This is a genomic window from Scandinavium sp. (genome assembly GCF_036271055.1).
Taxonomy (GTDB): domain Bacteria; phylum Pseudomonadota; class Gammaproteobacteria; order Enterobacterales; family Enterobacteriaceae; genus Scandinavium.
In genome coordinates this window covers 59594-85984 of the sequence record NZ_DATBBJ010000053.1, presented here as the reverse complement: position 1 = coordinate 85984, position 26391 = coordinate 59594, and the positions used below count along the sequence as shown (strand labels likewise).

Genomic DNA, 26391 nt, shown 5'->3' with positions numbered 1-26391 from the left:
CGAAGAAATCGGGCCAGGCTAACGCTAATAAATCTGAAAACAGCAAAGTAAACAGCGGAGTTAGCGTAATAATGGCGCTAACCTGTGCCGCCTGCCACCGTGCCATGGCTTCTGCCAATGCCCCATACCCAACCAGTGTATTCAGGCCGCAGAAAACTAAACATGCCAGTTGCCAGTCACTGAGTTGGAAAATCTTATCCAACTGAGCCAACGGCAAAAGCGCAATAGTACATAAAGTGTACAGCAAAAAGAGGATCTGTTGCGAGGCCAGTCGGCGTAATAATACCTTCTGCGCCACACCATAGGTGACCCATACTGTCGCCGCCAGAACACCGAAAATAACCCCAAGGGTGTAATCTGTGAGGCGGGTAAAAATTTCTATCAGGCTGGTATTAAAAAACATCACCAACCCGCAAAGTAACATTATGGCCCCGATGACCTGTGTGCCGCGCATTTTCTCTTTCAGCACAACCACACTTGCCACCATCATTCCCACAGGGGAAAGCTGGCCAATAACCTGAGATGCCGTCGGGCTCAGGTACTGCAACGATGAACTAAACAGCAAAAAATTTCCGAACAATCCGCCTGTGGCAATGGCGAGTAATGCCAACCATCGGGGTTTACGGAACAGGCGTAAAGGCGGCAGTTTACCGCGTATAGCGAGAATGCTACCTAACCCTAGACTTGCCATCAGGAAACGATAAAAAACAACTGTCGGAGGTTCCATTACCGTCAGGACTTGCTTCATCGCAATTGGCAGTGCACCCCAGCAGATTGCCGTAGTGAGCGCCAACAGAATGCCAATGCCTGCCTGCTGTTTCATACTCAATGTCCTGCGACTTTCTTAATTTACCGGTCGCAGAATGTAAAAAGCCCCGCAACGTGTTGCGGGGCTTTTATCCGTTACCGGGACGCGAAAAACTTATTCAGCAACGATGCTGATGAACTTACGGTTTTTCGGACCTTTAACTTCGAACTTAACTTTACCGTCAGTCAAAGCGAACAGAGTATGATCTTTGCCGCAACCTACGTTGGTGCCAGCGTGGAATTTAGTACCACGTTGACGAACGATAATGCTGCCTGCCAGAACTGCTTCACCGCCGAAACGTTTTACGCCCAGACGTTTAGCTTCGGAATCGCGACCGTTACGAGTAGAGCCGCCAGCCTTTTTATGTGCCATTTAATATGCTCCCCTGTATTAAGCGCTGATGCCGGTGATTTTCACATCAGTGAACCACTGACGATGACCCTGCTGCTTACGGTAGTGTTTACGACGACGAAACTTAACAATCTTAATTTTCTCGCCACGACCATGAGCAACAATTTCAGCTTTAACTACGCCGCCATCGACGAAAGGAACGCCGATTTTGATTTCTTCACCATTAGCGATCATCAGAACTTCTGCGAACTCAACTGCTTCGCCAGTTGCGATGTCCAGCTTTTCCAGGCGAATGGTTTGACCTTCGCTGACTCGGTGTTGTTTACCACCACTTTGGAAAACCGCGTACATATAAAACTCCGCTTCCGCGCACATCTTCGTGTGATTCAGAGTGCGCTATAAATATTCACAATAGGGCGCGAATATTACGCAAAACGTGAGCCTTTGACAAGTGGGATCATCAATCCATGCAGAAAAAAAACACAACGCACACGGTGACGTTTATCTGAGTCGTTTTTTCAGTACAATCAGAGCTACAATTGTAACCCAGACTCTTCGTTATCCCTTATGGATAAGCGGTAAACAGGACATTAAGCCCGGCTTTTGCGATGAATTTAGAAAAAATCAATGAGTTAACCGCGCAAGATATGGCGGGTGTCAACGCGGCAATCCTTGAACAGCTCAATTCTGACGTCCAACTGATCAATCAGTTAGGGTATTACATCGTCAGCGGAGGCGGGAAACGCATTCGTCCAATGATCGCAGTGCTGGCAGCGAGAGCTGTCGGCTATGAGGGGAACGCTCACGTCACGATCGCTGCACTGATTGAGTTTATCCACACGGCAACGTTGCTCCATGACGACGTTGTGGATGAGTCCGATATGCGTCGAGGTAAGGCCACGGCCAACGCTGCTTTTGGTAATGCTGCGAGCGTATTGGTCGGTGACTTTATCTATACTCGCGCGTTTCAGATGATGACCAGCTTAGGGTCACTCAAAATTCTTGAGGTCATGTCTTCGGCCGTTAACGTCATTGCTGAAGGCGAAGTCCTCCAGTTAATGAACGTCAATGACCCGAACATCACCGAAGAAAACTACATGCGCGTTATCTACAGCAAAACGGCGCGCCTGTTTGAAGCGGCTTCACAATGTTCCGGCTTACTGGCGGGCTGTACCGACGAACAGGAAAAAGGCCTCCAGGATTACGGTCGCTATCTTGGCACCGCTTTCCAGTTAATTGACGATCTTCTCGATTACAGCGCAGACGGTGAAACGCTCGGCAAAAATGTGGGCGATGACCTGAATGAAGGCAAGCCTACCCTGCCACTGCTACACGCCATGCGTAATGGTACGCCAGAGCAAACGGCCATGATTCGCCAGGCTATCGAAGAAGGTAATGGTCGTCATTTACTGGAACCCGTACTGGAAGCAATGGCAGCGTGTGGATCGTTAGAATGGACCCGCCAGCGCGCGGAAGAAGAAGCAGACAAAGCCATTCAATCCCTCCGGTCAATTCCAGACTCTCCATGGCGTGAAGCGCTCGTTGCCCTCGCCCATATCGCTGTTCAACGCGATCATTAATCACTTCCCGCGCCATGCGCGGGAAAGTTCCAATAAAATCAAAATCCACTCCCCGCCCCTGTCATGATCTTGATTTAATCCGAATATCGCTTCCTTTTACTTGAACTTTTTAGAACTTAATCGCTTTCAGCGGTATAGTAAGCACGCCACCCCAAAAAGTGGCTTGGTCATCAACAGGGAGGAAGTATGGATAAATTTATCGACTGGCATCCTGCAGATATCATCGCCGGATTGCGTAAAAAAGGAACGTCATTGGCTGCGGAATCCCGCAGAAGTGGGTTGAGCTCATCGACACTGGCAAATGCTCTTACCCGCCCGTGGCCGAAAGGCGAAGTTATCATTGCCACGGCATTAGGCACTGATCCCTGGGTTATCTGGCCCTCGCGCTATCACGATCCAGTAACACATGAGTTTATTGACAGAACGCAGCAAAGAAGACAAACGAAAGAGAAGTAAAAGATAAGCACCCCCACGTCTTGTTGGCGGGGGGATGCCTTTTAGCAGGAAGCGGGATTATTCGCCTTTGATACGTTCGATGTTCGCGCCCAGGCCACGAAGTTTATCTTCGATGCCTTCGTAACCACGATCGATGTGATAAATACGCTCAACAATGGTCGTACCTTCCGCGATACAACCCGCCAGTACCAGGCTTGCGGAGGCGCGCAGGTCGGTCGCCATCACCTGTGCTCCAGATAATTTCTCAACGCCGTGACAAATCGCGGTGTTGCTTTCAATTTCTGCATGCGCGCCCATACGGATCAGTTCCGGCAGGTGCATGAAACGGTTTTCGAAAATCGTTTCGGTCACAACGCCCGTTCCTTCCGCCACCAAATTCAGCAATGTGAACTGAGCCTGCATATCCGTTGGGAAACCCGGGTGCGGCGCAGTACGCACGTTTACCGCTTTTGGGCGTTTGCCGTGCATATCAAGGCTAATCCAGTCTTCACCCACTTCGATGTCTGCGCCTGCTTCACGCAGTTTTGCCAGCACGGCATCCAGCGTATCGGGCTGCGCGTGACGACAAACAATTTTTCCGCCGGAGATAGCCGCTGCAACCAGGAACGTACCGGTTTCGATACGATCCGGCAGTACGCTATAAACGCCGCCGCCCAAACGTTGAACGCCTTCGATAGTGATACGATCGCTGCCCTGGCCGGTGATTTTGGCACCCAACGTATTCAGGAAGTTGGCGGTATCCACAATTTCTGGCTCACGCGCGGCGTTTTCGATGATTGTTGTGCCTTCTGCCAGCGTGGCAGCACTCATGATGGTGACCGTGGCGCCCACGCTCACTTTGTCCATCACGATGTGCGCGCCTTTCAGGCGACCCTGTACAGACGCTTTGACGTAGCCTTCTTCCAGTTTGATTTCTGCACCCAACTGCTCAAGACCCGTAATGTGCAAATCAACGGGACGTGCGCCGATGGCACAGCCGCCAGGCAGAGAAACTTCACCGTGACCGAAACGTGCCACCAGTGGCCCCAGCGCCCAAATGGACGCACGCATGGTTTTCACCAGCTCATAGGGTGCGCGGTAAACGTTAACGTTGCTGGCATCAATCCATACGGAACCGTTGCGCTCAACTTTGGTTCCCAGTTGGCTCAGCAGCTTCATGGTCGTATCGATGTCTTTAAGCTTCGGTACGTTCTGAATTTCAACCGGCTCTTCAGCCAGCAGTGCAGCGAAAAGGATTGGCAGCGCCGCATTTTTGGCGCCGGAAATGCTCACTTCGCCCTGGAGACGTGAAGGCCCCTGTACACGAAATTTATCCATTGGTGATGTCTCTGTATTTGAATTCAAGTTTGCTACCGGCATATCGCCCGTAGCTTAAAATCCGTTGAGTTTGCGATCGCGTTCCCACTCTTGTGGGGTATACGTCTTAATCGACAAAGCATGAATGCGGTTATCAGCAATAAATTCCATCAGCGGTGCGTAGACGGTCTGCTGTTTCTTAACGCGACTCATGTCCTCAAACAGTTCGCCCACGGCAATAACCTGAAAGTGACTGCCATCGCCTGAGACGTGGACTTCCTTTAGGGAGAGTGCGTTCATAAGCACTGTCTGAATTTCATGATTTTCCATGGGGTTCATTTCATCTGATAGTGAAAACAGCCCAACATCTTAGAGGAAAGTGGCGCTGTCTTAAACAAGCAAAAAGCCTCGACGCACAAAACGTTGAGGCTTTTAAGAATAATACATTGAATAAATTAGGGGATCAGATCGGGAGGGAGATTATAAAGTTGAACCAGAGTGTTCATCTTTTCACTTTTGCCGACGATGCTCACCGAAGTTCCTTGCTGACGAATACTGGCGACCAGATGCATCAGTAGCGCCACACCTGCAGTATCTACGCGGGTGATGGCACTGAGATCGATAGTATCGATCCCCTGAGTCACCTCTTCTCGCGCATCCCAGAGGGGAACCAGAAAATCTTGATCCAGCTCCCCCTGCAATGACAGTCGTCCGCCTTCACGCGTCCAACACAATGAGTCGGCCATTATTTTTTCTGATCCAGCGTAATGGGCTGTTTGGCGATGGATTGCAATTGAGCCGTCAGGCCATCAATGCCTTTGGTACGCAGCAAATCGCTCCACTCATTCTGTTTAGTGGTGATCATGCTGACGCCTTCGGCAATCATATCAAAGGCCTGCCAGTTACCCGTTTGGGTATTTTTACGCCACTGGAAATCGAGACGTACCGGCGGGCGACCGTTTGGATCAACAATCGTCACGCGAATCGGCAGAATAGTGGCATCACCCAGCGGTTTTTCTGGGGCAATCTGGTAGGTCTGACCGTGATAGAGCGCCAGCGCCTGGCCGTAAGCCTGAACCAGATAATTACGGAAAGCGGCAAAGTACGCTTCGCGCTGCGCCGGAGTGGCATCACGGTAATAGCGGCCCAACACCAGTGCGCCCGCATATTTTACCTGTACATAAGGCAGCAATTCCTGATCAACGACCTGACGCAGATAATCCGGGTTAGCACGAATTTGGGGCTGCTCATTTTTCAGACGATCGAAGGTTTTCTGTGCCGCTTCGTTCATCAGGCTATAGGGGTTTGACTGATCAGCAGCCGTAGCCGCTGTCAGCGGAGCAATCACCAGCATGGCAACCATAAGTAAGCGTTTAATCATCCGTTTATTCTCCTGAGTTTAGTGCGTCGTTGCTGCAGGCGCCGTGGCATCAGTATGGCCTTCTGCCGGGCTTTGCGCATCGCCTGAATTCTGATTGTCGCTGCCTTTATTGTTATAGAGGAACTGACCGATAAGGTCCTCTAACACCATGGCAGACTTCGTATCCTGAATGGTACTGCCCTCTTTTAGCATAGCGGTGCCCATATCCGGATCGTCAAACCCAACGTTCAGCGCGAGGTATTGTTCCCCCAAAAGGCCTGACGTACGAATCGCCAGCGAACTGGTATCCGGGATCTGATTGTACTGTTCTTCGATATCCATGGTCACACGTGGCAAATACGTTTTAGGATCCAGTGTGATATCAGCCACACGGCCCACAACCACCCCACCGATACGGACCGGAGAGCGAGCTTTCAGGCCGCCGATATTATCGAATGTGGCATAAACCTGATACGTCGGTTCCGTTCTTATAGAGGTAACGTCTGCCGCTTTCAGGCACACAAACAGCGCAGCCAGAAATGCGACCAGCAAAAATACGCCTACCCAGATTTCACTTTTTCTCGTTTGCATGAACTCAATTCCCAAACATCAGTGCAGTCAGCACAAAATCCAGCCCCAACACCGCCAGCGATGAATGCACCACGGTGCGGGTCGTCGCGCGGCTAATCCCTGCGGAAGTAGGGATCGCATCGTAACCGTTGAATAACGCAATCCACGTCACTGTAATGGCAAATACCACGCTTTTAATCACGCAGTTCACCAAGTCTGTCTGCCATTCGACAGCGTTTTGCATGGCCGACCAGAAGAAGCCCGCATCGATGCCCTTCCAGCTCACACCGACCAGCGAGCCGCCCCAAATACCGACCGCAACAAAGATAATTGTCAGCAGTGGCAAGGATATGACGCCTGCCCAAAAGCGTGGAGCAATGACCCGACGCAGCGGATCGACCGCCATCATTTCCATGCTGGACAGCTGCTCTGTCGCGCGCATCAGACCGATTTCAGCGGTCAGAGCCGAACCGGCACGACCCGCAAACAGCAATGCGGCAACGACCGGACCAAGCTCACGCAACAGTGACAGCGCCACCAGCATACCGAGGCTGGTTTCAGCACTGTATGTCGTCAGGACGAGATAGCCTTGCAGGCCCAGCACCATCCCAATAAACACGCCAGACACCAGAATAATCAGCATCGACAGGACGCCGACGTTATAGAGCTGGCGAATTAATAGCGGGGCGTGCTTTCGGAACTCTGGTTTGCCAACAACCGCGTTGAATAACATTAACCCGGCTCGCCCAAAGGTTGAGAGCGTCTTTATCCCTCGATTCCCGAGCGCAGCCAGTGCATTTAACAGCATGAGTAACTTAACTCCCTGTTCCGAGTAGATCGTGATGGTAATCGCCCGCCGGATAGCGGAACGGCACCGGGCCGTCGGCAATACCGTCCAGGAATTGTCGTACCCGTGGGTCGTCATTTTCCTGCAAAGACTGCGCACTGCCGTGAGCGACGATTTTTCGATCGGCGACGATATAGGCGTAATCAGCAATACTCAGCACTTCCGGAACATCGTGAGATACCACGACGCAGGTGACGCCCAGTGCACTATTAAGCTCAGAAATGAGCTTCACCAGCACACCCATGGTGATCGGATCCTGACCCACAAAGGGTTCGTCGAACATGATTAAATCGGGTTCGAGCGCAATCGCACGCGCCAGTGCAGCACGCCGCGCCATGCCACCGGACAGTTCGGAAGGCATCAGTTTAGCAGCCCCACGCAAACCCACTGCTTCCAGTTTCATCATCACGGTGCTTTTCAGCAGAGCCGGAGGCAAGTGTGTGTGTTCGCGTAGCGGATAGGCGACATTGTCGAAGACGTTCATATCAGTGAACAGCGCGCCAGACTGGAAAAGCATGCTCATGCGCTTGCGCACGGCATACAGGCGCGAACGTGACATATTTGGCACGTCTTCGCCGTCGAAAAGGATCTCGCCGCTGTCTGGCGGTATTTGCCCGCCGATCAAACGCAGCAACGTTGTCTTGCCGATCCCTGACGGTCCCATGATGGCTGTAATTTTACCGCGCGGCACCGACAGTGAAATGTTGTCGAAGATACACCGTGCGCCACGCGTAAAGCTGACGCCGCGAACATCGACTAAATTATCCAGTGTCTGGTTCATAGGTTTATCCCTGGTAAAACCTCATCAGGTTAAGCATCGCGTGTTATGACGCCACTAACCCATCATTTTTACAGAATATTACCTGCCACAGTTAGCTAAAGCAGGCATTTGTTTTACTTTTTCAACGCATAAAGTCAAAATTAAGAATTCGTCGACACCTTGCACGCGGTGCGAACGGACTGACGATTATACCTGAAGAAAGGACTTTAGATGCTTTTAGCGACGGCTCTGTTAATAATTGGTTTACTTCTGGTGGTCTACAGTGCCGACCGACTGGTCTTCGCCGCATCGATTTTGTGTCGCAGTATGAATATCCCGCCGTTGATTATTGGGATGACAGTGGTCAGCGTCGGCACATCACTTCCAGAGATCATCGTTTCGGTCACCGCGTCCATTCATGGGCAAATCGATCTCGCCATCGGCACCGCTATCGGCTCAAACATCATTAATATTTTGCTGATTATCGGTCTTGCTGCGCTGCTGCATTCGTTTACCGTCCATTCCGATATCCTGCGTCGGGAATTGCCGCTAATGTTAGTCGTGAGTCTATTAGCGGGTTTTGTGCTGTATGATGGGCAACTCACGACGATGGATGGATTTTTTCTGTTCGCCCTTGCTGTGCTCTGGCTGTTTTATATTGTTAAGATCGCCCGCATTGCGGAACGGCAAGGAAATGACAGCCTGACGCGCGATCAACTGGCGGAACTGCCTCGGGAAGGCACGCTTCCCGTAGCCTGTTTGTGGCTTGGCGTCGCACTGATTATTATGCCAATGGCAACACGCATGGTGGTGGATAACGCCACGGTGCTGGCTAATTACTTCGCCATGAGCGAATTAACGATTGGCCTGACGGTGATTGCCATCGGCACCAGCCTGCCAGAATTGGCAACGGCAATCGCGGGGGCACGTAAAGGAGAGGACGATATCGCCATTGGCAATATCATAGGCTCCAACATTTTCAATATCGCCATCGTGATGGGCATCCCTGCGCTGGTCGCGCCAGGGCCGTTCAACCCGCTGGCGTTTAGCCGTGATTACGGTGTGATGGTGCTGGTCAGCGTGATTTTTGCCCTGCTGTGCTGGAGCCGTAAACCGCAGATTGGTAAAGGCGCTGGTGCGTTACTGACCGGGTGCTTTCTTGTTTGGCTGGCGTTCCTTTGGTGGGGCACGCCGTTTTTCGCAGAGTGAATCGGGATAACATTATGTCGCAAATAGATTTGCAGCCGGATTTTGACTTTCAGCAGGCAGGCCTCGAAGTGCTGGAAATTGAACGTGAAGGTCTGGCGCAGCTCGATCAGTTTATCAATCAGGATTTCGCCCTTGCCTGCGAGAAAATAGCCTATTGCGGCGGCAAAGTCGTGGTTATGGGAATGGGTAAATCGGGTCATATCGGCCGTAAAATGGCGGCGACCTTCGCCAGTACCGGCACCCCGTCATTCTTCGTCCATCCGGGCGAGGCCGCACACGGCGATCTCGGTATGGTTTCCCCACAGGATGTCGTGATTGCGCTGTCCAACTCCGGCGAATCCAACGAAATTCTGGCGCTGATCCCGGTACTTAAACGCCTGCACGTGCCACTTATCTGCATGACCAGCCGTCCAGAAAGCAGCATGGCGAAAGCGGCGGATATTCATCTTTGCGTGAGCGTGCCGAAAGAAGCCTGTCCGTTAGGACTGGCACCCACTTCCAGCACCACTGCCGCGCTGGTTATGGGTGATGCACTTGCTGTAGCACTGCTCAAAGCGCGTGGTTTTACCGCCGAGGATTTTGCGCTTTCGCATCCCGGCGGTGCGTTGGGCCGTAAACTGCTGCTGCGTGTGAATGACATCATGCACACTGGTGATGAAATCCCCCACGTCAGTCAGGACGCGTCTTTGCGTGATGCCCTGCTGGAAATTACCCGTAAGAATTTAGGCATGACGGTTATCTGTGACGATCAGATGAAAATCGAAGGGATTTTCACCGATGGTGACCTGCGTCGGGTGTTTGATATGGGCGTTGATGTTCGCGATCTGAGTATTGCCGACGTCATGACCCACGGCGGTATTCGCGTGCGTCCTGGGATCCTGGCCGTTGATGCGCTGAATCTGATGCAGTCCCGTCATATCACCTGCGTTATGGTTGCCGATGGCGACCATCTGCTGGGTGTGATACATATGCATGATCTCCTGCGCGCTGGCGTAGTGTAAGTAAGGAAAAAACAATGAGTAATGCTGGCGCGTCGGTAACGACCTGCTATGGACCGGTCAGCTCACGAGTGATGGAGAAAGCGGAGAAAATCCGTTTACTCATTCTCGATGTGGACGGCGTGCTGTCTGATGGGCTGATTTACATGGGCAATAATGGTGAAGAACTGAAAGCCTTCAACGTCCGCGATGGCTATGGCATTCGCTGTGCGCTGACATCGGGCATAGAAGTTGCAATCATCACCGGGCGAAAAGCTAAACTGGTAGAAGACCGCTGCAAAACACTGGGCATCACCCATCTGTGGCAAGGGCAGTCCGATAAACTTATCGCGTATCGTGAGCTGTTGAACACGCTGTCTTTGCGCCCGGATGAAGTCGCGTATGTCGGTGATGATCTTATCGACTGGCCTGTTATGGCCGATGTAGGCCTTAGCGTTGCCGTGTCGGATGCGCATCCACTGCTCCCGCCACGCGCGGATTACGTCACGCGGATTGCGGGCGGGCGCGGTGCCGTACGTGAAGTATGCGATTTATTGCTGCTGGCTCAGGGCAAACTGGATGAAGCCAAAGGGCAATCGATATGAGTAAAACCAGACGTTGGGTTATCATTCTGCTTTCGCTGCTCGCGCTGGTGCTTATCGGCTTCAATCTGGTGGATAAAGACGCGCCCACAACGGCAGTGGTCAACAATAACGACCCGACTTATAAAAGCGAACATACCGACACCGTGGTTTACAGCCCCGAAGGGGCGCTGAACTATCGGTTAATCGCCGAACACGTTGAGTATTTTTCTGACCAGGCGATCACCTGGTTTACCCAACCGGTTCTGACTACGTTCGACGTTAATAAAGTGCCGACGTGGTCTATCAAGGCTGATAAGGCCAAACTGACAAATGACCGTATGCTGTATCTTTACGGACACGTTGAGATAAACGCCCTGACGCCAGACTCTCAACTGCGCAAAGTCACAACCGATAACGCGATTGTGAATCTGATCACTCAGGACGTGAGTTCTGACGATCTGGTGACATTGTACGGGACAACATTTAATTCCAGCGGCCTCAAAATGCGCGGCAACTTACGCAGCAAAAATGCCAAGCTGATTGAAAAGGTGAGAACCTCCTATGAAATTCAGAACAAATAAATTCAGCTTTAAGTTTGCCATCGCCAGCGCATTGCTGGCCGCTAGCCTTCCTGCGCTGGCTTTAACGGGCGATACCGATCAGCCGATTCATATTGAATCCGATCAGCAGTCTCTGGACATGCAGGGCAACGTTGCGACCTTCACCGGCAACGTTATCGTGACCCAGGGCACCATCAAAATTAATGCCGACAAAGTGGTCGTGACCCGCCCGGCGGGCGAGAAAGGTAAAGAGACAATGGACGGCTACGGCGATCCGGCCACGTTCTACCAGATGCAGGACAATGGAAAGCCGGTAAAAGGCCACGCCTCGAAAATGCATTATGAAGTGGCGAACGATCTCGTCGTACTGACCGGTAAAGCCTATCTGGAACAGCTCGACAGCAATATTACCGGCGACAAAATCACCTACCTGGTGAAAGAACAGAAAATGCAGGCGTTTAGCGAAAAAGGTAAACGCGTGACCACGGTTCTGGTGCCTTCGCAGCTGCAGGACAAGAGCGGCAACAGCAAACCGGCTGAGCAAAAGAAGAGTAACTAATACGTTATGGCAACATTAACAGCAAAGAATCTTGCGAAAGCCTATAAGGGACGTCGGGTCGTTGAAGACGTTAGCCTGACGGTCAATTCCGGCGAAATCGTCGGCCTTTTGGGCCCTAACGGCGCGGGTAAAACCACCACGTTTTACATGGTCGTGGGCATTGTGTCCCGCGATGCAGGCAACATCATCATTGATGACGACGACATCAGCCTGTTACCGCTGCACGCTCGTGCGCGTCGTGGAATCGGCTATCTGCCTCAGGAAGCCTCGATTTTCCGCCGTCTGAGCGTGTTTGATAACCTGATGGCCGTGCTGCAGATCCGTGACGATTTGAGCAATGAGCAGCGTGTCGACCGCGCCAATGAGCTGATGGAAGAGTTTCACATCGAACATCTGCGCGATAGCCTCGGCCAGGCGCTCTCCGGCGGTGAACGTCGCCGTGTGGAAATCGCTCGCGCGCTTGCGGCTAATCCTAAATTTATCCTGCTGGATGAACCGTTTGCCGGTGTTGATCCGATTTCGGTTATCGACATTAAACGTATTATCGAACACCTGCGCGACAGCGGCCTCGGCGTGCTGATTACGGACCATAACGTTCGTGAAACGTTAGCCGTTTGTGAACGCGCTTATATCGTGAGCCAGGGGCACCTGATTGCCCACGGCACGCCAGAACAAATCCTGCAAGACGAGCATGTTAAGCGTGTGTATCTTGGGGAAGACTTCAGACTCTGATAGGGTAGTGAGTACAGACATTCTGGCCGGAGAAATTTGCCCTGATTATGAAGCAAGGTTTGCAATTAAGGCTCAGCCAACAGCTCGCCATGACGCCGCAACTGCAACAGGCCATTCGCTTGTTGCAGCTTTCAACGCTCGAGCTGCAACAGGAACTTCAGCAAGCACTGGAGAGTAACCCCCTGCTTGAGCAAACCGATCTTCACGAGGAAATTGATTCACAGGAAGAAACCGATAAAGACGAGTTTGATACTGTCGACGCACTCGAGCAAAAAGAGATGCCCGATGAGCTGCCGCTTGATGCCAGTTGGGATGAAATCTACACCGCAGGTACGCCATCCGGCACAGGCAACGACTATCAGGACGACGAATTACCGGTTTATCAGGGTGAAACCACACAGTCTCTTCAGGACTATCTGATGTGGCAAGTGGGGCTGACGCCGTTTTCGGACACCGATCGCGCGATTGCCACTTCGATTGTCGATGCCGTCGATGAAACGGGTTATCTCACTGCCTCTCTGGAAGAAATTCTGGAAAGTATTGGAAATGAAGAACTGGATCTGGATGAAGTCGAAGCTGTTCTGAAACGCATCCAACGCTTCGATCCTGTCGGCGTGGCAGCAAAAGACCTGCGTGACTGTCTGTTGATCCAGCTTTCTCAGTTTACCAAAGAGACGCCGTGGCTCACGGAAGCGAAAACGATTATCAGCGATCATCTTGATCTGCTGGCAAATCACGATTTCCGCAGCCTGATGCGTGTTACACGCTATAAAGAAGATGTGCTGAAAGAAGCGGTGACGCTGATTCAATCACTGGATCCCCGTCCGGGTCAATCGATCCAGACTGGCGAGCCGGAATATGTCATCCCGGATGTTTTAGTCCGTAAGATCAGCAATCGTTGGGTGGTTGAGCTCAATTCTGATAGCATCCCGCGCCTGCAGATCAACCAGCACTACGCCGGGATGTGCAATAACACGCGTAACGATGCCGATAGCCAGTTTATTCGCAGTAACTTGCAGGAAGCAAAATGGCTGATTAAAAGCCTGGAAAGCCGCAATGACACGTTGTTGCGTGTAAGCCGTTGCATCGTTGAACAGCAGCAAGCATTCTTTGAACAGGGCGAAGAGTTCATGAAACCGATGGTGCTGGCTGATATCGCACAGGCCGTTGAGATGCATGAATCCACCATTTCACGCGTAACTACGCAGAAATATCTTCACAGCCCACGAGGCATTTTTGAGCTTAAGTATTTCTTCTCCAGCCATGTGAACACCGAAGGCGGTGGCGAGGCCTCGTCCACGGCGATTCGCGCACTGGTGAAGAAGTTAGTTGCCGCGGAAAATCCCGCGAAACCACTGAGTGACAGTAAGCTAACCACCATGCTGTCCGAACAGGGTATCATGGTGGCACGCCGCACCGTTGCAAAGTACCGAGAGTCTTTATCCATTCCGCCGTCGAACCAGCGTAAACAGCTGGTCTGATTTAACCGATAAGGAAGACACTATGCAGCTCAATATCACCGGACACAATGTCGAAATCACCAACGCCCTGCGCGAATTTTTGAACACCAAATTCGCTAAGCTCGAACAGTTTTTCGAACAGATCAATCAGGTCTATATTGTGTTAAAAGTGGAGAAGGTGACTCATATCTCGGATGCCACCCTGCATGTTAATGGGGGCGAAATTCATGCCAGTGCGGAAGGGCAGGATATGTACGCCGCAATAGACGGTCTTATCGATAAGCTTGCAAGACAGCTGAACAAACATAAAGATAAACTGAAACAACACTAATTGTCCGGCCGTGCGCCTGACCCGACTCCTCGGTTCAGGCGGCACGCAGGTGAAATTATGATGAACAATGATTCAGCTCTGCAACTGAGCACTGTCCTTAACCAGGAATGTACCCGCAGTGGGGTTCACTGTCAGAGTAAAAAACGTGCGCTGGAAATCATCAGCGAACTGGCAGCTAAACAGCTGAGCATCCCGCCACAGGTGGTCTTTGAAGCGATCCTGACCCGTGAAAAAATGGGCAGTACCGGTATCGGTAACGGCATTGCTATTCCACATGGCAAGCTGGAAGAAGATACGCTTCGCGCCGTTGGCGTGTTTGTGCGACTCGAAACACCGATCGCCTTTGACGCGATAGATAATCAGCCGGTTGACTTGCTGTTCGCCCTGCTGGTGCCTGCCGATCAGACTAAAACGCATTTGCATACCCTGTCGCTGGTTGCAAAACGTCTGGCGGATAAAACCATCTGTCGCCGTCTGCGCAGCGCGCAAAGCGATCAGGAACTGTATGAAATTATCACCGGTGAAGAGAGCGGCGATGAAGATGCCTGACGGTAGCCCGGTTGTCGTAAGGAGAAACGACTCATGGTACTGATGATCGTCAGTGGTCGCTCAGGCTCAGGGAAATCTGTGGCTCTGCGCGCCCTGGAAGATATGGGCTTTTACTGCGTGGATAACCTCCCCGTCGTGCTTTTGCCAGAGCTTGCGAAAAGTCTTGCTGACAGGCAGATATCTGCTGCGGTCAGCATTGACGTGCGTAACATGCCAGAATCGCCGGAGATTTTTGAGCAGGCGATGGAAAACTTGCCTGACACCTTCTCTCCGCAATTGCTATTCCTCGATGCCGATCGCAACACGCTGATCCGTCGTTACAGCGATACGCGTCGTCTGCATCCTCTTTCCAGTAAGAATCTGTCACTGGAAAGCGCAATCGATCAGGAGAGCGATCTTCTGGAGCCGTTGCGTTCCCGTGCGGATTTGATTGTCGACACCTCCGAAATGTCGGTGCACGAACTGGCTGAAATGCTGCGTACGCGCCTACTCGGCAAACGTGAACGCGAACTGACCATGGTGTTCGAATCCTTTGGCTTTAAGCACGGGATCCCGATTGATGCCGATTATGTGTTCGACGTGCGATTCCTGCCGAACCCGCATTGGGACCCGAAACTGCGCCCAATGACCGGCCTCGATAAACCCGTCGCCGCGTTCCTCGACCGTCACACAGAAGTACACAATTTTATCTACCAGACGCGCAGCTATCTTGAGCTATGGTTACCTATGCTGGAAACCAACAACCGCAGCTATTTGACGGTTGCGATTGGGTGTACGGGCGGTAAACATCGTTCGGTGTACATTGCCGAACAGCTGGCTGACTATTTCCGCTCACGCGGGAAAAACGTTCAGTCTCGTCATCGGACGCTGGAAAAACGTAAAACATGAGCGTAAAGCACACCGTTGAGATAACCAATAAACTGGGCATGCACGCGCGCCCGGCGATGAAGCTGTTTGAACTGGTGCAGAATTATGACGCCGAAGTGTGGCTTCGCAATGATGAAGGCACCGAAGCGGAAGCCAGCAGCGTGATTGCGCTGCTGATGCTGGATTCTGCCAAAGGCCGACAGATTGAAATTGAAGCCAGCGGCCCGCAAGAAACGGAAGCACTAGCGGCTGTGATTGCGTTGTTTAACGCCGGGTTTGACGAAGACTGATTCGGTGTTTTGGCGGGTAGCGCTACGGCTTCCCCGCCCTAAAAACGCTCGCCCTTTTCTTAATACAGCTTATTTTCCCGCATAAACCCTTCCCCACCGAGCTGACGCATCTGACGTAAAATCCAAGCCTGACGGCTGCGAATATATCCAGACGGCGCATCTGCACGGAATCGAATTGGGTTTGGCAGAACGGCGGCGAGTAACGCCGCTTCCGACATCGTCATTTTACTGGCCGGTTTATGGAAATAGCGCTGTGAGGCGGCTTCCACCCCAAACACGCCTTCTCCGAACTCAGCAATGTTCAGGTAGACCGTCAGAATGCGTTTTTTGCTCCAGACGGTTTCAATTCCTACCGTCAAACCCGCTTCCAGCCCTTTGCGCACCCAACTGCGTCCATCCCACAGAAACAGATTTTTTGCCGTTTGCTGTGACAACGTCGACGCGCCACGGATCCGGCTTTCGTTACGCTCGTTATGCGCCAGCGCTTTTTCAATCGCAGAGACATCAAATCCCCAGTGATCCGGGAATTTCTGGTCCTCAGAGGCGATCACCGCCAGCCCCATCCACGGCGTCATCTCATCCATACTTACCCAATCGGAATGGGCGAGATAGTGAAAATTACCGCTGAAAATGGCACCCAACTGACGTTCAACCATCACTGCGGAAAAGGGCACGGGCAATACGCTGAACACAGCAATTCCGCCGCCCCAAAATACGGCCATGACCAGCAACACTCGCAGTAAAATGTGTTTCAGCCAGGCCATGGGGGATCGACGCCGACTCATTCGCACAGCACCAGCACGCGCGCCACCAGCTTCTCAATGCCGGTCGCTGCTTCGGCAATATTCTGCGCCAGCATATACGCAGGCGTTGTCACCACTTTATGGTCTTCATCGACCACAATGTCATCCACCGGGCATGGCACATGTTCTGCGCCCATCTCTTCCAGTATTTCAGCAGTGTCGATATCAGTGCCGATAGTGAGACGCAGCGGAAAATCAAAAATCTTTGGCAACATTGCCGGAGCAATGCACATAAAACCTAAGGGCTTACCTGCCTGATGCATTGCCTGCGTCAGCGCGGTTAAATCGGCATCCACCGAACACTGGCTTCCCTGTGAGGCAAAATTACTCAGGTTCTTTGCCGCCCCAAACCCGCCGGGCACAATCAGTGCATCAAGATCTTCTGCACGCGCATTTACCAGCGGTTGGATCTCACCGCGCGTAATACGGGCCGCTTCCAGCAGCACGTTGCGCTCACCGCCTTGCGGTTCACCAGCCAGATGATTGATAACATCTGACTGGCTTTTATCCGGCGCAAAACAGACTGCCTGCGCGCCACTACGGGCAATCGCCAGCAGTGTAATTACCGCTTCATGAATTTCGCTGCCGTCATAGACGCCACAGCCGCTCAGCACTACGCCAATATTTTTCATCACACGCTTCCTTCGTTGCAACTGTCTGAACATCATCAATTATTTTGATTTAATCGCGGTGCTTCACACATTTTACTGATTTACGTAACAAATATTATAAGTTTTGCTATCTTAATGAACGTGCAGCCCGAATTCTCAGGCAGCGCCTGTTCAATACAATTAAAATTCTAAGGCGCAGCCACGTTTTCCCTGGTGTTGGCGCAGTATTCGCGCACCCCGGCTTGACCGGGGTCATTTTTATCGGCTCGCCACCCAAGCTTTCAGGGTCGCGACATCTTGCTGCCATTCGGCTTTCATCTCTTCAACCCATTCACCCACGTTATCCCACCACGCTGGAAGATCGGGCGTCTGGATCTGCTGACCCAGTTGCTGAATGTGACGTAAACCAATCGACCCCGCAGCACCTTTAATTTTATGCCCTTCTTCGACAATGCCTTTCTGGTCACGCGCGGTCAGATTAGATTCCAGCACAGCCAGATAGCCCGGCATCATCTTCTCGAATACCGCCAGCCCGTCGGTAATCAGCTTAGGCCCCACCAGTTCGATATATTGCTGAAGCATCTCGGTATCCAGCACGCTGCTTGATTTACTGCTGTCGGTCGTGGTCACGTGGTTCTCCTCGTCGTCAGGGGTATCCCAGAATTTTTGGATCATCGCGGTCAATGCCGGAACCGCCAGCGGCTTGCTTAGCACGTCGTCCATCCCGGCATCGAGATACTCTTTTTTATCTTTCAGCACGTTGGCGGTCAACGCCACCAGCGGCGGCAGCTCATCAGCGTGATAGCGCTGTTTTAACTCACGGGAAATATCCAGCCCGGTCATGTCCGGCAATTGAATGTCCAGCAACACCAGGTCGTATTCGGCCGGAGAGAACATCTCCAGCGCGGCGGTGCCGGTCATTGCCACATCCACGCTGTTGCCGAGTTTCTCCAGCACTGAGCGCGCCACTATGACGTTGAGTTCGATGTCTTCCACCAGCAGCACATGTAACGCTGGCAGCGGCATATCGTCGTCGTCGAGGGTATCTTCCACTTGTTCCGCCACCGCAGGGGCGTGAACGGTCAATGTAAAGGTAGAACCGCTGCCCGGCTGGCTGGCAACGGTGATATCGCCGCCCATGCTTTTCGCCAGACGGCGCGAAACGGCGAGGCCAATGCCAGTCCCTGTCGCCGGTTTGCCGCCCTGGCTGTCTTTCACCTGATAATACATGGCGAAAATTTTATCCTGCTCTTCTTGCGGAATGCCGATCCCGGAGTCTTCCACTTCAAAGCGCAGCATATCGCCAGCGTCGTAACGCACACGAACCGAGACATTGCCCTTCTGGGTAAATTTGACCGCATTGCTGATGAGGTTCCACAGGATTTGCCGCAGACGCGTGCCGTCGGTGATGACTTTATGCGGCAACGGCAGCGTCGGGTCCATGATGAAACGCAGCCCTTTTTGCTGCGCCTGCAGGCCTGAAAGGTTCTCAAGATCGGCCAGGAAGCCGGTGAAGTCGATCGGCTGATTATCCAACTGAACTTTACGACGCTCCATCTTATCCATGTCGATAATATCATTGAAGATATTACCCAGCGTCACCGCCGACACATGGATCGTTTTCAGGTATTTTTCCTGCTCGCTGGTTAATTCGGTATCCAGCAAAATACGGCTCAGGCCGACGATGCCGTTCAGCGGCGTACGCAGCTCATGACTGATAGTAGAAATGAAAGTGGTCTTATCCCTACTGGCACGTTCAAGAGCATCCTGATAGCGCTTGCGCTCGGTAATGTCGCGACCAAAACCCATCAGGCCATGACGCTTACCCACGCGGTCGTAATAAGGCACTTTCCGGATTTCGAAACAGGCTTTGCGTCCATCAGGATAATCAAGCCACTGCTCGTAGGTGAGGGAAACGTTGTGGCGGAAAACCTTCTCATCGGTTTCGAGCACTTTCGCCGCCGCTTCCGGGGAATAGACATCGAGCGGTTTGAGATGAATCAGCTGTTTTTCGCTTTTGCCGGTCAGCAACTCCATCGCCCGGTTACAGCCGGAGAATTCTTTATCTTCGTTGCGGTAGAAAACCAGATCCGGTGAGGCGTCGAGGAAGGAACGCAGGAAAGAGGATTGCTGTTCGAGCTGAATTTGCGTCTGCTCGCGCTCTTTCATTTCGATTTTTAACTGTTCCAGCGTGGTCTGGCGCTCGGCTTCTGCCTTTTCGCGATCGCTGATTTCCTGATTCAGTTGCGCGATGTTGTCTTTCAGTTGCACGTTGAGCTTTAAATCGCGGTCACGCATCTCTTCGAGTTTTTCGACCACCCGCGTCAGGCGCTGGCGTGACTCTTCCAGTTGTTCCACCACCACCGAGAGAAAATAGACCGCCCACGGGGTGATCAACAGCCCAAAGAAGATAGAACGGATAACATCAATACTCTCAACCTGACCGTGTAGCACCATGGTCACGGCCATCTGCACCACGATGGCTAACACCACCAGCGCCAGCGCCAACAGCAGCGAGAAGCGAACCAGGCCGAGCTTCATCATCAAGTCGACGTAGTACTGCGCAAGCATTCGAATTTGCTTCATAGGGATTTCCTTCACCACAACATCGCTCAATAATACCCAATTCTGAGCAACGCGTTGAAGGTTGTGCGAAAAATGCGGGGTAAGCTGCTGCAAATGGCCATGAACGCCCGGCGGCACTGCGCTGGCACGGGCCTACGTGCCTTTGTAGGTCGGGTAAGGCGTGAGCCGCCACCCGACAACTGCTTTTATGGCAAAGGAGAAACCCAATTCCGCCCAAGCGCCGAACCCTGCACGCCATGTTCATTCAGATAGCGATCGAGCTCAACCATCCCGGTCCAGCGGTTCTCACACCACAGCGGTGCAAGCAGAGTCGGACGGCGGGCGTTAGCGGAAATACGATGGTAAATCACCTCCGGTGGCGTATGGCGGATCATCTCACCTGCAATTTGCGCATACTCATCCAGTTCGATGCCATTCAATCGTCCTGCTTCCCATGCCTTTGCCATGATACTGCCCTTGACGATATGCAGCGGGTGAAGCTTGATGCCATCCACGCCGGTATCCACCACTTGCTCCAGCGTTTGCAGGCAATCCGTTTTCGTTTCACCCGGCAGGCCTACAATCAAATGAGTGCATACTTTCAGGCCACGTTCACGCGCCAGGCGAGTGGTGGCCTGATAACAGGCAAAATCATGGCCGCGATTAATACGATGCAGCGTTTTATCCTGCGCGCTCTGTAAACCGAGTTCCAGCCACACTTCGTAGCCCTGATCTTTATATTCACTGAGTAAATCCAGCACCGCTTCCGGCACGCAGTCCGGGCGCGTGCCCACGCATAATCCGACAATATTCGCCTGACTCACCGCCTGTTGGTACATCGAACGCAGGAGCTGCACTTCCGCAAAAGTACTGGTATACGCCTGAAAATAAGCCAGATAGCGTTTGGCCCGGTTCACGAGATGCGCCTGATGCGCAAGCTGTTCGGCAATCGAACGGTGTTGTTGCGTTTCATCGGCAAATGACGCCACGTTACAGAAAGTGCAGCCCCCGCGCCCGATGGTGCCATCGCGGTTCGGGCAGCTAAAGCCGCCGTGAAGCGTCAGCTTATGAACCTTTTCGCCATAGCGACGAGCAAGATCCCCACCAAACATATTGACTAATTTCTGTAACTGCATAATCTGATAGACCGCGCCTTTCGAAGAGGTGCAAAGCCTGCCATTTTTAGTCTCTTTCGGCGATGACCTGGATCAAACGCCTCCGAGCCCTCACACCTATTGCATAAACAATCAGCATTACTGCAATTTCATTCACCTGTCAGGTGATTACTTTTCCTTATGTCATACCCCGATTTTCCACTATTGCTGTAGCAGATGAAAAACAGTGTCATCAGGGGTGTTAGCCTCACACGACAGAACAATATTCTGTGATAAAAACGCCATTCAGCACAGATCCGCCATATTAGCGTTCGCAGATAGTGAGAGAGATCACATTCAACAGCCGGTTCGCTGGGGTGAAATGCGTTGTTAAAAAGCATAAATAACAATAACAATCATGATGTTAAGCATCGTATAGCACATTTTTGTATAAATAAGATTGCCATTTGACCTGTGTGCGGATTCCCGATAACTTGAGGATCCGCTGGAAGCTTTCTCGATGAGCGGCCTGCTCATCATATTTATGCAGTAATTAAGATTTCCCTCTGAAGCAAGTCCGCAATACTTGTTTGACCTGTGCGAAAGGATGTTGAGAGGGCGAATGCGAGGCCTGTGCCCGCCGCCTGCTCTTTCTGCGCCTGCGCGCAACGGTCAGGAGTGAGTCCCGTAGAGCCTGGGGAGGTTCCTGATATGTTGTACGATAAATCCCTTGAGAGGGATAACTGTGGTTTCGGCCTGATCGCCCACATAGAAGGCGAACCTAGCCACAAGGTAGTGCGTACCGCTATTCACGCACTGGCCCGAATGCAGCACCGTGGAGCGATCCTCGCCGATGGTAAAACCGGCGACGGTTGTGGCCTGCTGCTGCAAAAACCGGATCGCTTCTTCCGCCTTGTGGCTGAAGATCACGGCTGGCGTTTAGCGAAAAACTACGCCGTCGGCATGCTATTCCTGAATAAAGACGCGGAGCTCGCTGCGGCTTCGCGTCGTGTCGTTGAAGAAGAACTTCAGCGCGAAACCCTGTCGATTGTAGGCTGGCGCGACGTGCCAACCAACGAAGGGGTGCTCGGTGAAATCGCCCTCTCCTCGCTGCCTCGTATCGAACAAATTTTCGTTAACGCCCCGGCTGGCTGGCGTCCGCGCGATATGGAACGCCGCCTGTTCATCGCCCGTCGTCGCATCGAAAAGCGTTTGCAGGAAGACAAAGACTTCTATGTCTGTAGCCTGTCGAACCTGGTCAATATCTACAAAGGTCTGTGTATGCCGGCGGATTTGCCGCGCTTCTACCTGGACCTGGCGGACCTGCGTCTGGAATCGGCCATTTGCCTGTTTCACCAGCGCTTCTCTACCAATACCGTACCGCGTTGGCCGCTTGCCCAGCCGTTCCGCTATCTGGCACACAACGGCGAAATCAACACCATTACCGGTAACCGTCAGTGGGCACGCGCGCGTACGTATAAATTCCAGACCCCGCTGATCCCTGATCTGCATGACGCTGCGCCATTCGTCAACGAAACCGGTTCTGACTCAAGCTCGATGGACAACATGCTCGAACTGCTGCTGGCAGGCGGAATGGACATCGTGCGCGCCATGCGTCTGCTCGTTCCGCCAGCCTGGCAGAACAACCCGGACATGGACACCGATCTGCGTGCGTTCTTCGACTTTAACTCCATGCACATGGAGCCGTGGGACGGTCCGGCAGGCATCGTCATGTCCGATGGGCGTTACGCAGCCTGTAACCTTGACCGTAACGGTCTGCGCCCAGCTCGCTACGTCATCACCAAAGATAAGCTCATCACCTGTGCGTCTGAAGTCGGGATCTGGGATTACCAGCCGGATGAAGTCGTCGAAAAAGGCCGCGTTGGGCCTGGCGAGCTGATGGTGATCGACACCCGTGCGGGTCGCATTCTGCATTCCGCTGAGACCGATCACGATCTGAAAATCCGTCACCCGTACAAAGAGTGGATGGAGAAAAACGTGCGTCGCCTGGTGCCGTTTGAAGATCTGCCGGACGAAGAAGTGGGCAGCCGTGAGCTCGACGATGACATGCTCGCGAGCTACCAGAAACAGTTTAACTACAGCGCAGAAGAACTGGATTCCGTGATCCGCGTGCTGGGTGAAAACGGCCAGGAAGCGGTCGGTTCGATGGGTGACGATACCCCGTTTGCCGTGCTTTCCAGCCAGCCACGCATCATTTACGACTACTTCCGTCAGCAGTTTGCGCAGGTGACCAACCCGCCAATCGATCCGCTGCGTGAAGCGCACGTGATGTCGCTTGCCACCAGCATCGGTCGTGAGATGAACGTCTTCTGTGAAGCCGAAGGCCAGGCACACCGCCTGAGCTTCAAATCACCGATCCTGCTGTACTCCGATTTCAAACAGCTGACCACCATCAAGGAAGAGTATTACCGCGCCGATGTGCTCGACATTACGTTCGACGTCACCGAAGCCAACCTTGAAGATACGGTCAATGCGCTGTGTGACAAAGCCGAACAAATGGTGCGTAACGGCACGGTGCTGTTGGTGCTTTCTGACCGTAACATCGCCAAAAATCGTCTGCCGGTTCCGGCCCCGATGGCGGTGGGTGCGATTCAGACACGCCTGGTAGATAAGAACCTGCGCTGTGATGCCAACATCATTGTTGAAACCGCGAGCGCCCGCGATCCGCATCACTTTGCGGTGCTGCTGGGCTTCGGCGCGACGGCTATCTACCCGTATCTTGCCTATGAAACCCTGGCAAAACTGGTCGACGGCAAAGCTATCGAAAAAGATTACCGTCATGTGATGCTGAACTACCGTAACGGCATCAACAAAGGCCTGTACAAAATCATGTCCAAAATGGGCATCTCGACTATCGCCTCTTACCGCTGTTCGAAACTGTTTGAAGCCGTGGGCCTGCACGATGATGTGTCAGACCTCTGCTTCAATGGCGTCGTGAGCCGTATCGGCGGCGCAGGCTTTGACGACTTCCAGCAAGACCTGATGAATCTGTCCAAGCGTGCCTGGCTGGCACGTAAGCCGCTCGATCAGGGTGGCCTGCTGAAATACGTACACGGTGGCGAATACCACGCCTATAACCCGGATGTGGTGCGCACGTTGCAGCAAGCCGTTCAGAGCGGAGAATACAGCGATTACCAGCAGTACTCGGCGCTGGTGAATGAGCGTCCGGCAGCTACACTGCGTGACCTGCTGGCGATCAATCCAGGCACTCAAGCGGTCAGCATTCATGACGTTGAACCGGCGACCGAGCTGTTCAAACGTTTCGACACCGCAGCCATGTCGATTGGAGCGTTGAGCCCGGAAGCTCACGAAGCGCTGGCCGAAGCAATGAACAGCATCGGCGGTAACTCGAACTCCGGCGAAGGCGGCGAAGACCCGGCGCGCTACGGCACCAACAAAGTGTCGCGCATTAAGCAGGTGGCTTCCGGTCGCTTTGGCGTTACGCCTGCGTATCTGGTTAACGCCGATGTGATTCAGATTAAAGTCGCGCAAGGTGCGAAACCGGGTGAAGGCGGTCAGTTACCGGGTGATAAAGTCACGCCGTATATCGCCAAACTGCGTTATTCCGTGCCGGGTGTGACCCTGATTTCTCCGCCTCCGCACCACGATATTTATTCTATCGAGGATCTGGCGCAGTTGATTTTCGACCTGAAACAGGTCAACCCGAAAGCGTTGATCTCCGTGAAGCTGGTTTCCGAACCGGGCGTCGGCACCATCGCCACCGGGGTGGCGAAAGCCTATGCGGACCTGATCACCATCGCGGGTTATGACGGCGGGACAGGCGCAAGCCCACTCTCTTCCGTGAAATACGCGGGCTGCCCGTGGGAGCTTGGCCTGGTGGAAACCCAACAGGCGCTGGTTGCTAACGGCCTGCGTCATAAAATCCGTTTGCAGGTGGATGGCGGTCTGAAAACCGGACTCGACATCATCAAAGCCGCAATTCTCGGCGCGGAAAGCTTCGGCTTCGGCACCGGCCCAATGGTCGCGCTGGGCTGTAAATATCTGCGAATTTGTCACCTGAATAACTGCGCAACGGGCGTAGCCACTCAGGACGAAAAACTGCGTAAAAACCACTACCACGGTCTGCCGTTCAAAGTGACGAACTACTTTGAATTCATCGCCCGCGAAACCCGCGAGCTGATGGCGCAACTTGGTGTGAGGCGTCTGGTGGATTTGATTGGTCGCACCGATCTGCTGAAAGAACTGGATGGTTTCACCGCCAAACAGCAGAAACTGGACCTGTCGAAACTGCTGGAAACCGCCGAGCCGCATCCAGGCAAAGCGCTGCACTGCACCGAGAAGAACCCGCCGTTTGATAATGGGGTCCTCAACGCGCAGCTGTTGCAGCAGGCGAAACCGTTTGTCGACGACAAGCAGAGCAAAACGTTCTGGTTCGATATTCGCAATACCGACCGTTCCGTGGGCGCAACGCTGTCGGGCTATATCGCCCAAACGCATGGCGACCAGGGTCTGGCCTCTGATCCGATTAAAGCGCACTTCAGCGGCACCGCAGGCCAAAGCTTCGGCGTGTGGAACGCAGGCGGCGTTGAACTGCACCTGACTGGCGATGCCAACGACTACGTCGGTAAAGGCATGGCAGGCGGTCTGCTGGCGATTCGTCCTCCGGTCGGTTCCGCCTTCCGCAGTCACGAAGCCAGCATCATCGGCAACACCTGCCTGTACGGCGCGACCGGCGGTCGTCTGTACGCGGCAGGCCGTGCGGGTGAACGTTTCGCAGTGCGTAACTCCGGTGCCATCACCGTGGTTGAAGGCATTGGCGATAACGGCTGTGAATACATGACGGGCGGCATCGTTTGTGTCCTCGGTAAAACCGGCGTCAACTTTGGCGCGGGCATGACCGGCGGCTTCGCCTACGTGCTGGATGAAGACGGTGATTTCCGCAAACGTGTGAACCCGGAACTGGTCGAAGTGCTGGACGTAGATTCTCTGGCTATTCACGAAGAACATCTGCGCGGGCTGATTACCGAACATGTACAGCTCACCGGTTCTTCGCGCGGCGAAGAGATCCTCGCCAACTGGCCGGCGTTCTCTGCGAAATTCGCCCTGGTTAAACCGAAGTCCAGCGATGTCAAAGCACTGTTGGGTCACCGTAGTCGTAGCGCCGCTGAATTGCGTGTGCAGGCGCAGTAA

28 protein-coding genes are annotated in these 26391 nt (G+C 53.0%); 14 read left to right on the top strand and 14 right to left on the bottom strand.

What is annotated here, in order from left to right; translation table 11 throughout:
• From VH187_RS07365 to rplU, 3 genes are all read right to left on the bottom strand, one after another.
• Positions 1-823: DMT family transporter (locus tag VH187_RS07365; protein WP_329700817.1), on the bottom strand; the 823-nt coding region annotated here is incomplete at its 3' end.
• Between the two features lie 99 nt (positions 824-922).
• Positions 923-1180, bottom strand: a complete 258-nt coding sequence (gene rpmA / locus VH187_RS07360; RefSeq protein ID WP_024549632.1) for a 50S ribosomal protein L27 — start codon at positions 1178-1180, stop codon at positions 923-925.
• A gap of 18 nt (positions 1181-1198) precedes the next feature.
• Positions 1199-1510, bottom strand: a complete 312-nt coding sequence (gene rplU / locus VH187_RS07355) for a 50S ribosomal protein L21 (RefSeq protein WP_034498836.1) — start codon at positions 1508-1510, stop codon at positions 1199-1201.
• 257 nt (positions 1511-1767) lie between these two features.
• Between rplU and ispB the strand changes: the two genes are divergently transcribed.
• Positions 1768-2739: an octaprenyl diphosphate synthase gene (ispB, locus tag VH187_RS07350; RefSeq protein ID WP_329700816.1), complete on the top strand. Its 972-nt coding sequence runs from the start codon at positions 1768-1770 to the stop codon at positions 2737-2739.
• Positions 2740-2925: 186 nt separating this feature from the next.
• On the top strand, positions 2926-3195 hold the full coding sequence (gene sfsB, locus VH187_RS07345) for a DNA-binding transcriptional regulator SfsB (protein WP_329700815.1): 270 nt from the start codon (positions 2926-2928) through the stop codon (positions 3193-3195).
• Positions 3196-3252: 57 nt separating this feature from the next.
• Here sfsB and murA read toward each other — a convergent pair whose 3' ends face one another.
• From murA to mlaF, 7 genes are all read right to left on the bottom strand, one after another.
• The gene (gene murA, locus VH187_RS07340) at positions 3253-4512 is read right to left on the bottom strand and encodes a UDP-N-acetylglucosamine 1-carboxyvinyltransferase (RefSeq protein WP_329700814.1); all 1260 of its coding nucleotides are present in this window, start codon (positions 4510-4512) and stop codon (positions 3253-3255) included.
• A 54-nt stretch (positions 4513-4566) separates the two neighbouring features.
• Positions 4567-4821, bottom strand: coding sequence for a BolA family iron metabolism protein IbaG (gene ibaG / locus VH187_RS07335; protein WP_329700813.1), 255 nt, complete (start codon positions 4819-4821; stop codon positions 4567-4569).
• A 125-nt stretch (positions 4822-4946) separates the two neighbouring features.
• Positions 4947-5237: a lipid asymmetry maintenance protein MlaB gene (gene mlaB / locus VH187_RS07330; protein ID WP_329700812.1), complete on the bottom strand. Its 291-nt coding sequence runs from the start codon at positions 5235-5237 to the stop codon at positions 4947-4949.
• The gene (gene mlaC / locus VH187_RS07325; RefSeq protein WP_329700811.1) at positions 5237-5872 is read right to left on the bottom strand and encodes a phospholipid-binding protein MlaC; all 636 of its coding nucleotides are present in this window, start codon (positions 5870-5872) and stop codon (positions 5237-5239) included. The genes mlaB and mlaC overlap by 1 nt, the downstream gene beginning before the upstream one ends.
• An 18-nt stretch (positions 5873-5890) precedes the next feature.
• Positions 5891-6442 carry an outer membrane lipid asymmetry maintenance protein MlaD gene (gene mlaD / locus VH187_RS07320; RefSeq protein WP_329700810.1) on the bottom strand — a complete coding sequence of 184 codons (552 nt, stop codon included), beginning with the start codon at positions 6440-6442 and terminating at the stop codon, positions 5891-5893.
• Between the two features lie 4 nt (positions 6443-6446).
• Positions 6447-7229: a lipid asymmetry maintenance ABC transporter permease subunit MlaE gene (mlaE, locus tag VH187_RS07315; protein ID WP_329700809.1), complete on the bottom strand. Its 783-nt coding sequence runs from the start codon at positions 7227-7229 to the stop codon at positions 6447-6449.
• 7 nt (positions 7230-7236) lie between these two features.
• Positions 7237-8049 (bottom strand): phospholipid ABC transporter ATP-binding protein MlaF, encoded by an 813-nt coding sequence (mlaF, locus tag VH187_RS07310; RefSeq protein WP_329700808.1) that lies wholly within the window; start codon positions 8047-8049, stop codon positions 7237-7239.
• A 210-nt stretch (positions 8050-8259) separates the two neighbouring features.
• On the opposite strand from mlaF, the gene VH187_RS07305 reads away from it, so the two are divergent.
• Genes VH187_RS07305 through npr form a run of 11 tightly spaced genes read left to right on the top strand, consistent with a single transcriptional unit; the run spans position 8260 to position 16146 of the window.
• A complete protein-coding gene (locus VH187_RS07305) occupies positions 8260-9237 on the top strand; it encodes a calcium/sodium antiporter (protein WP_329700807.1) in 978 nt (325 codons plus the stop codon).
• 14 nt (positions 9238-9251) lie between these two features.
• On the top strand, positions 9252-10238 hold the full coding sequence (gene kdsD / locus VH187_RS07300) for an arabinose-5-phosphate isomerase KdsD (RefSeq protein ID WP_329700806.1): 987 nt from the start codon (positions 9252-9254) through the stop codon (positions 10236-10238).
• A gap of 14 nt (positions 10239-10252) precedes the next feature.
• Positions 10253-10819: a 3-deoxy-manno-octulosonate-8-phosphatase KdsC gene (gene kdsC, locus VH187_RS07295; protein WP_329700805.1), complete on the top strand. Its 567-nt coding sequence runs from the start codon at positions 10253-10255 to the stop codon at positions 10817-10819.
• Positions 10816-11379, top strand: coding sequence for an LPS export ABC transporter periplasmic protein LptC (lptC, locus tag VH187_RS07290; RefSeq protein WP_329700804.1), 564 nt, complete (start codon positions 10816-10818; stop codon positions 11377-11379). Before kdsC ends, lptC begins: the two co-directional genes overlap by 4 nt.
• A complete protein-coding gene (gene lptA / locus VH187_RS07285; RefSeq protein ID WP_329700803.1) occupies positions 11360-11917 on the top strand; it encodes a lipopolysaccharide ABC transporter substrate-binding protein LptA in 558 nt (185 codons plus the stop codon). Before lptC ends, lptA begins: the two co-directional genes overlap by 20 nt.
• A gap of 6 nt (positions 11918-11923) precedes the next feature.
• A complete protein-coding gene (gene lptB, locus VH187_RS07280; RefSeq protein ID WP_319627413.1) occupies positions 11924-12649 on the top strand; it encodes an LPS export ABC transporter ATP-binding protein in 726 nt (241 codons plus the stop codon).
• A gap of 47 nt (positions 12650-12696) precedes the next feature.
• Entirely contained in the window at positions 12697-14130 is a 1434-nt protein-coding gene (gene rpoN, locus VH187_RS07275; protein WP_329700802.1) for an RNA polymerase factor sigma-54, read from the top strand.
• Between the two features lie 22 nt (positions 14131-14152).
• On the top strand, positions 14153-14440 hold the full coding sequence (gene hpf / locus VH187_RS07270; protein ID WP_329700801.1) for a ribosome hibernation promoting factor: 288 nt from the start codon (positions 14153-14155) through the stop codon (positions 14438-14440).
• A gap of 57 nt (positions 14441-14497) precedes the next feature.
• Positions 14498-14989 (top strand): PTS IIA-like nitrogen regulatory protein PtsN, encoded by a 492-nt coding sequence (ptsN, locus tag VH187_RS07265; RefSeq protein ID WP_329700800.1) that lies wholly within the window; start codon positions 14498-14500, stop codon positions 14987-14989.
• A gap of 33 nt (positions 14990-15022) precedes the next feature.
• On the top strand, positions 15023-15877 hold the full coding sequence (rapZ, locus tag VH187_RS07260; protein WP_329700799.1) for an RNase adapter RapZ: 855 nt from the start codon (positions 15023-15025) through the stop codon (positions 15875-15877).
• Positions 15874-16146 carry a PTS phosphocarrier protein NPr gene (gene npr / locus VH187_RS07255; RefSeq protein WP_110510588.1) on the top strand — a complete coding sequence of 91 codons (273 nt, stop codon included), beginning with the start codon at positions 15874-15876 and terminating at the stop codon, positions 16144-16146. The genes rapZ and npr overlap by 4 nt, the downstream gene beginning before the upstream one ends.
• A gap of 59 nt (positions 16147-16205) precedes the next feature.
• Here npr and mtgA read toward each other — a convergent pair whose 3' ends face one another.
• The 4 genes from mtgA to mnmL all read right to left on the bottom strand — a co-directional run bounded on the left by mtgA (position 16206) and on the right by mnmL (position 21261).
• Entirely contained in the window at positions 16206-16931 is a 726-nt protein-coding gene (gene mtgA, locus VH187_RS07250; protein ID WP_329700798.1) for a monofunctional biosynthetic peptidoglycan transglycosylase, read from the bottom strand.
• The gene (gene elbB / locus VH187_RS07245) at positions 16928-17581 is read right to left on the bottom strand and encodes an isoprenoid biosynthesis glyoxalase ElbB (RefSeq protein WP_329700797.1); all 654 of its coding nucleotides are present in this window, start codon (positions 17579-17581) and stop codon (positions 16928-16930) included. Before elbB ends, mtgA begins: the two co-directional genes overlap by 4 nt.
• A 237-nt stretch (positions 17582-17818) precedes the next feature.
• Complete coding sequence (gene arcB, locus VH187_RS07240) at positions 17819-20146, bottom strand: aerobic respiration two-component sensor histidine kinase ArcB (RefSeq protein ID WP_329700796.1); 2328 nt, start codon at positions 20144-20146, stop codon at positions 17819-17821.
• A 185-nt stretch (positions 20147-20331) separates the two neighbouring features.
• Positions 20332-21261: a tRNA modification radical SAM protein MnmL/YtqA gene (gene mnmL, locus VH187_RS07235; RefSeq protein ID WP_329700795.1), complete on the bottom strand. Its 930-nt coding sequence runs from the start codon at positions 21259-21261 to the stop codon at positions 20332-20334.
• 669 nt (positions 21262-21930) lie between these two features.
• Here mnmL and gltB point away from each other — a divergent pair.
• A complete protein-coding gene (gene gltB, locus VH187_RS07230; RefSeq protein WP_329700794.1) occupies positions 21931-26391 on the top strand; it encodes a glutamate synthase large subunit in 4461 nt (1486 codons plus the stop codon).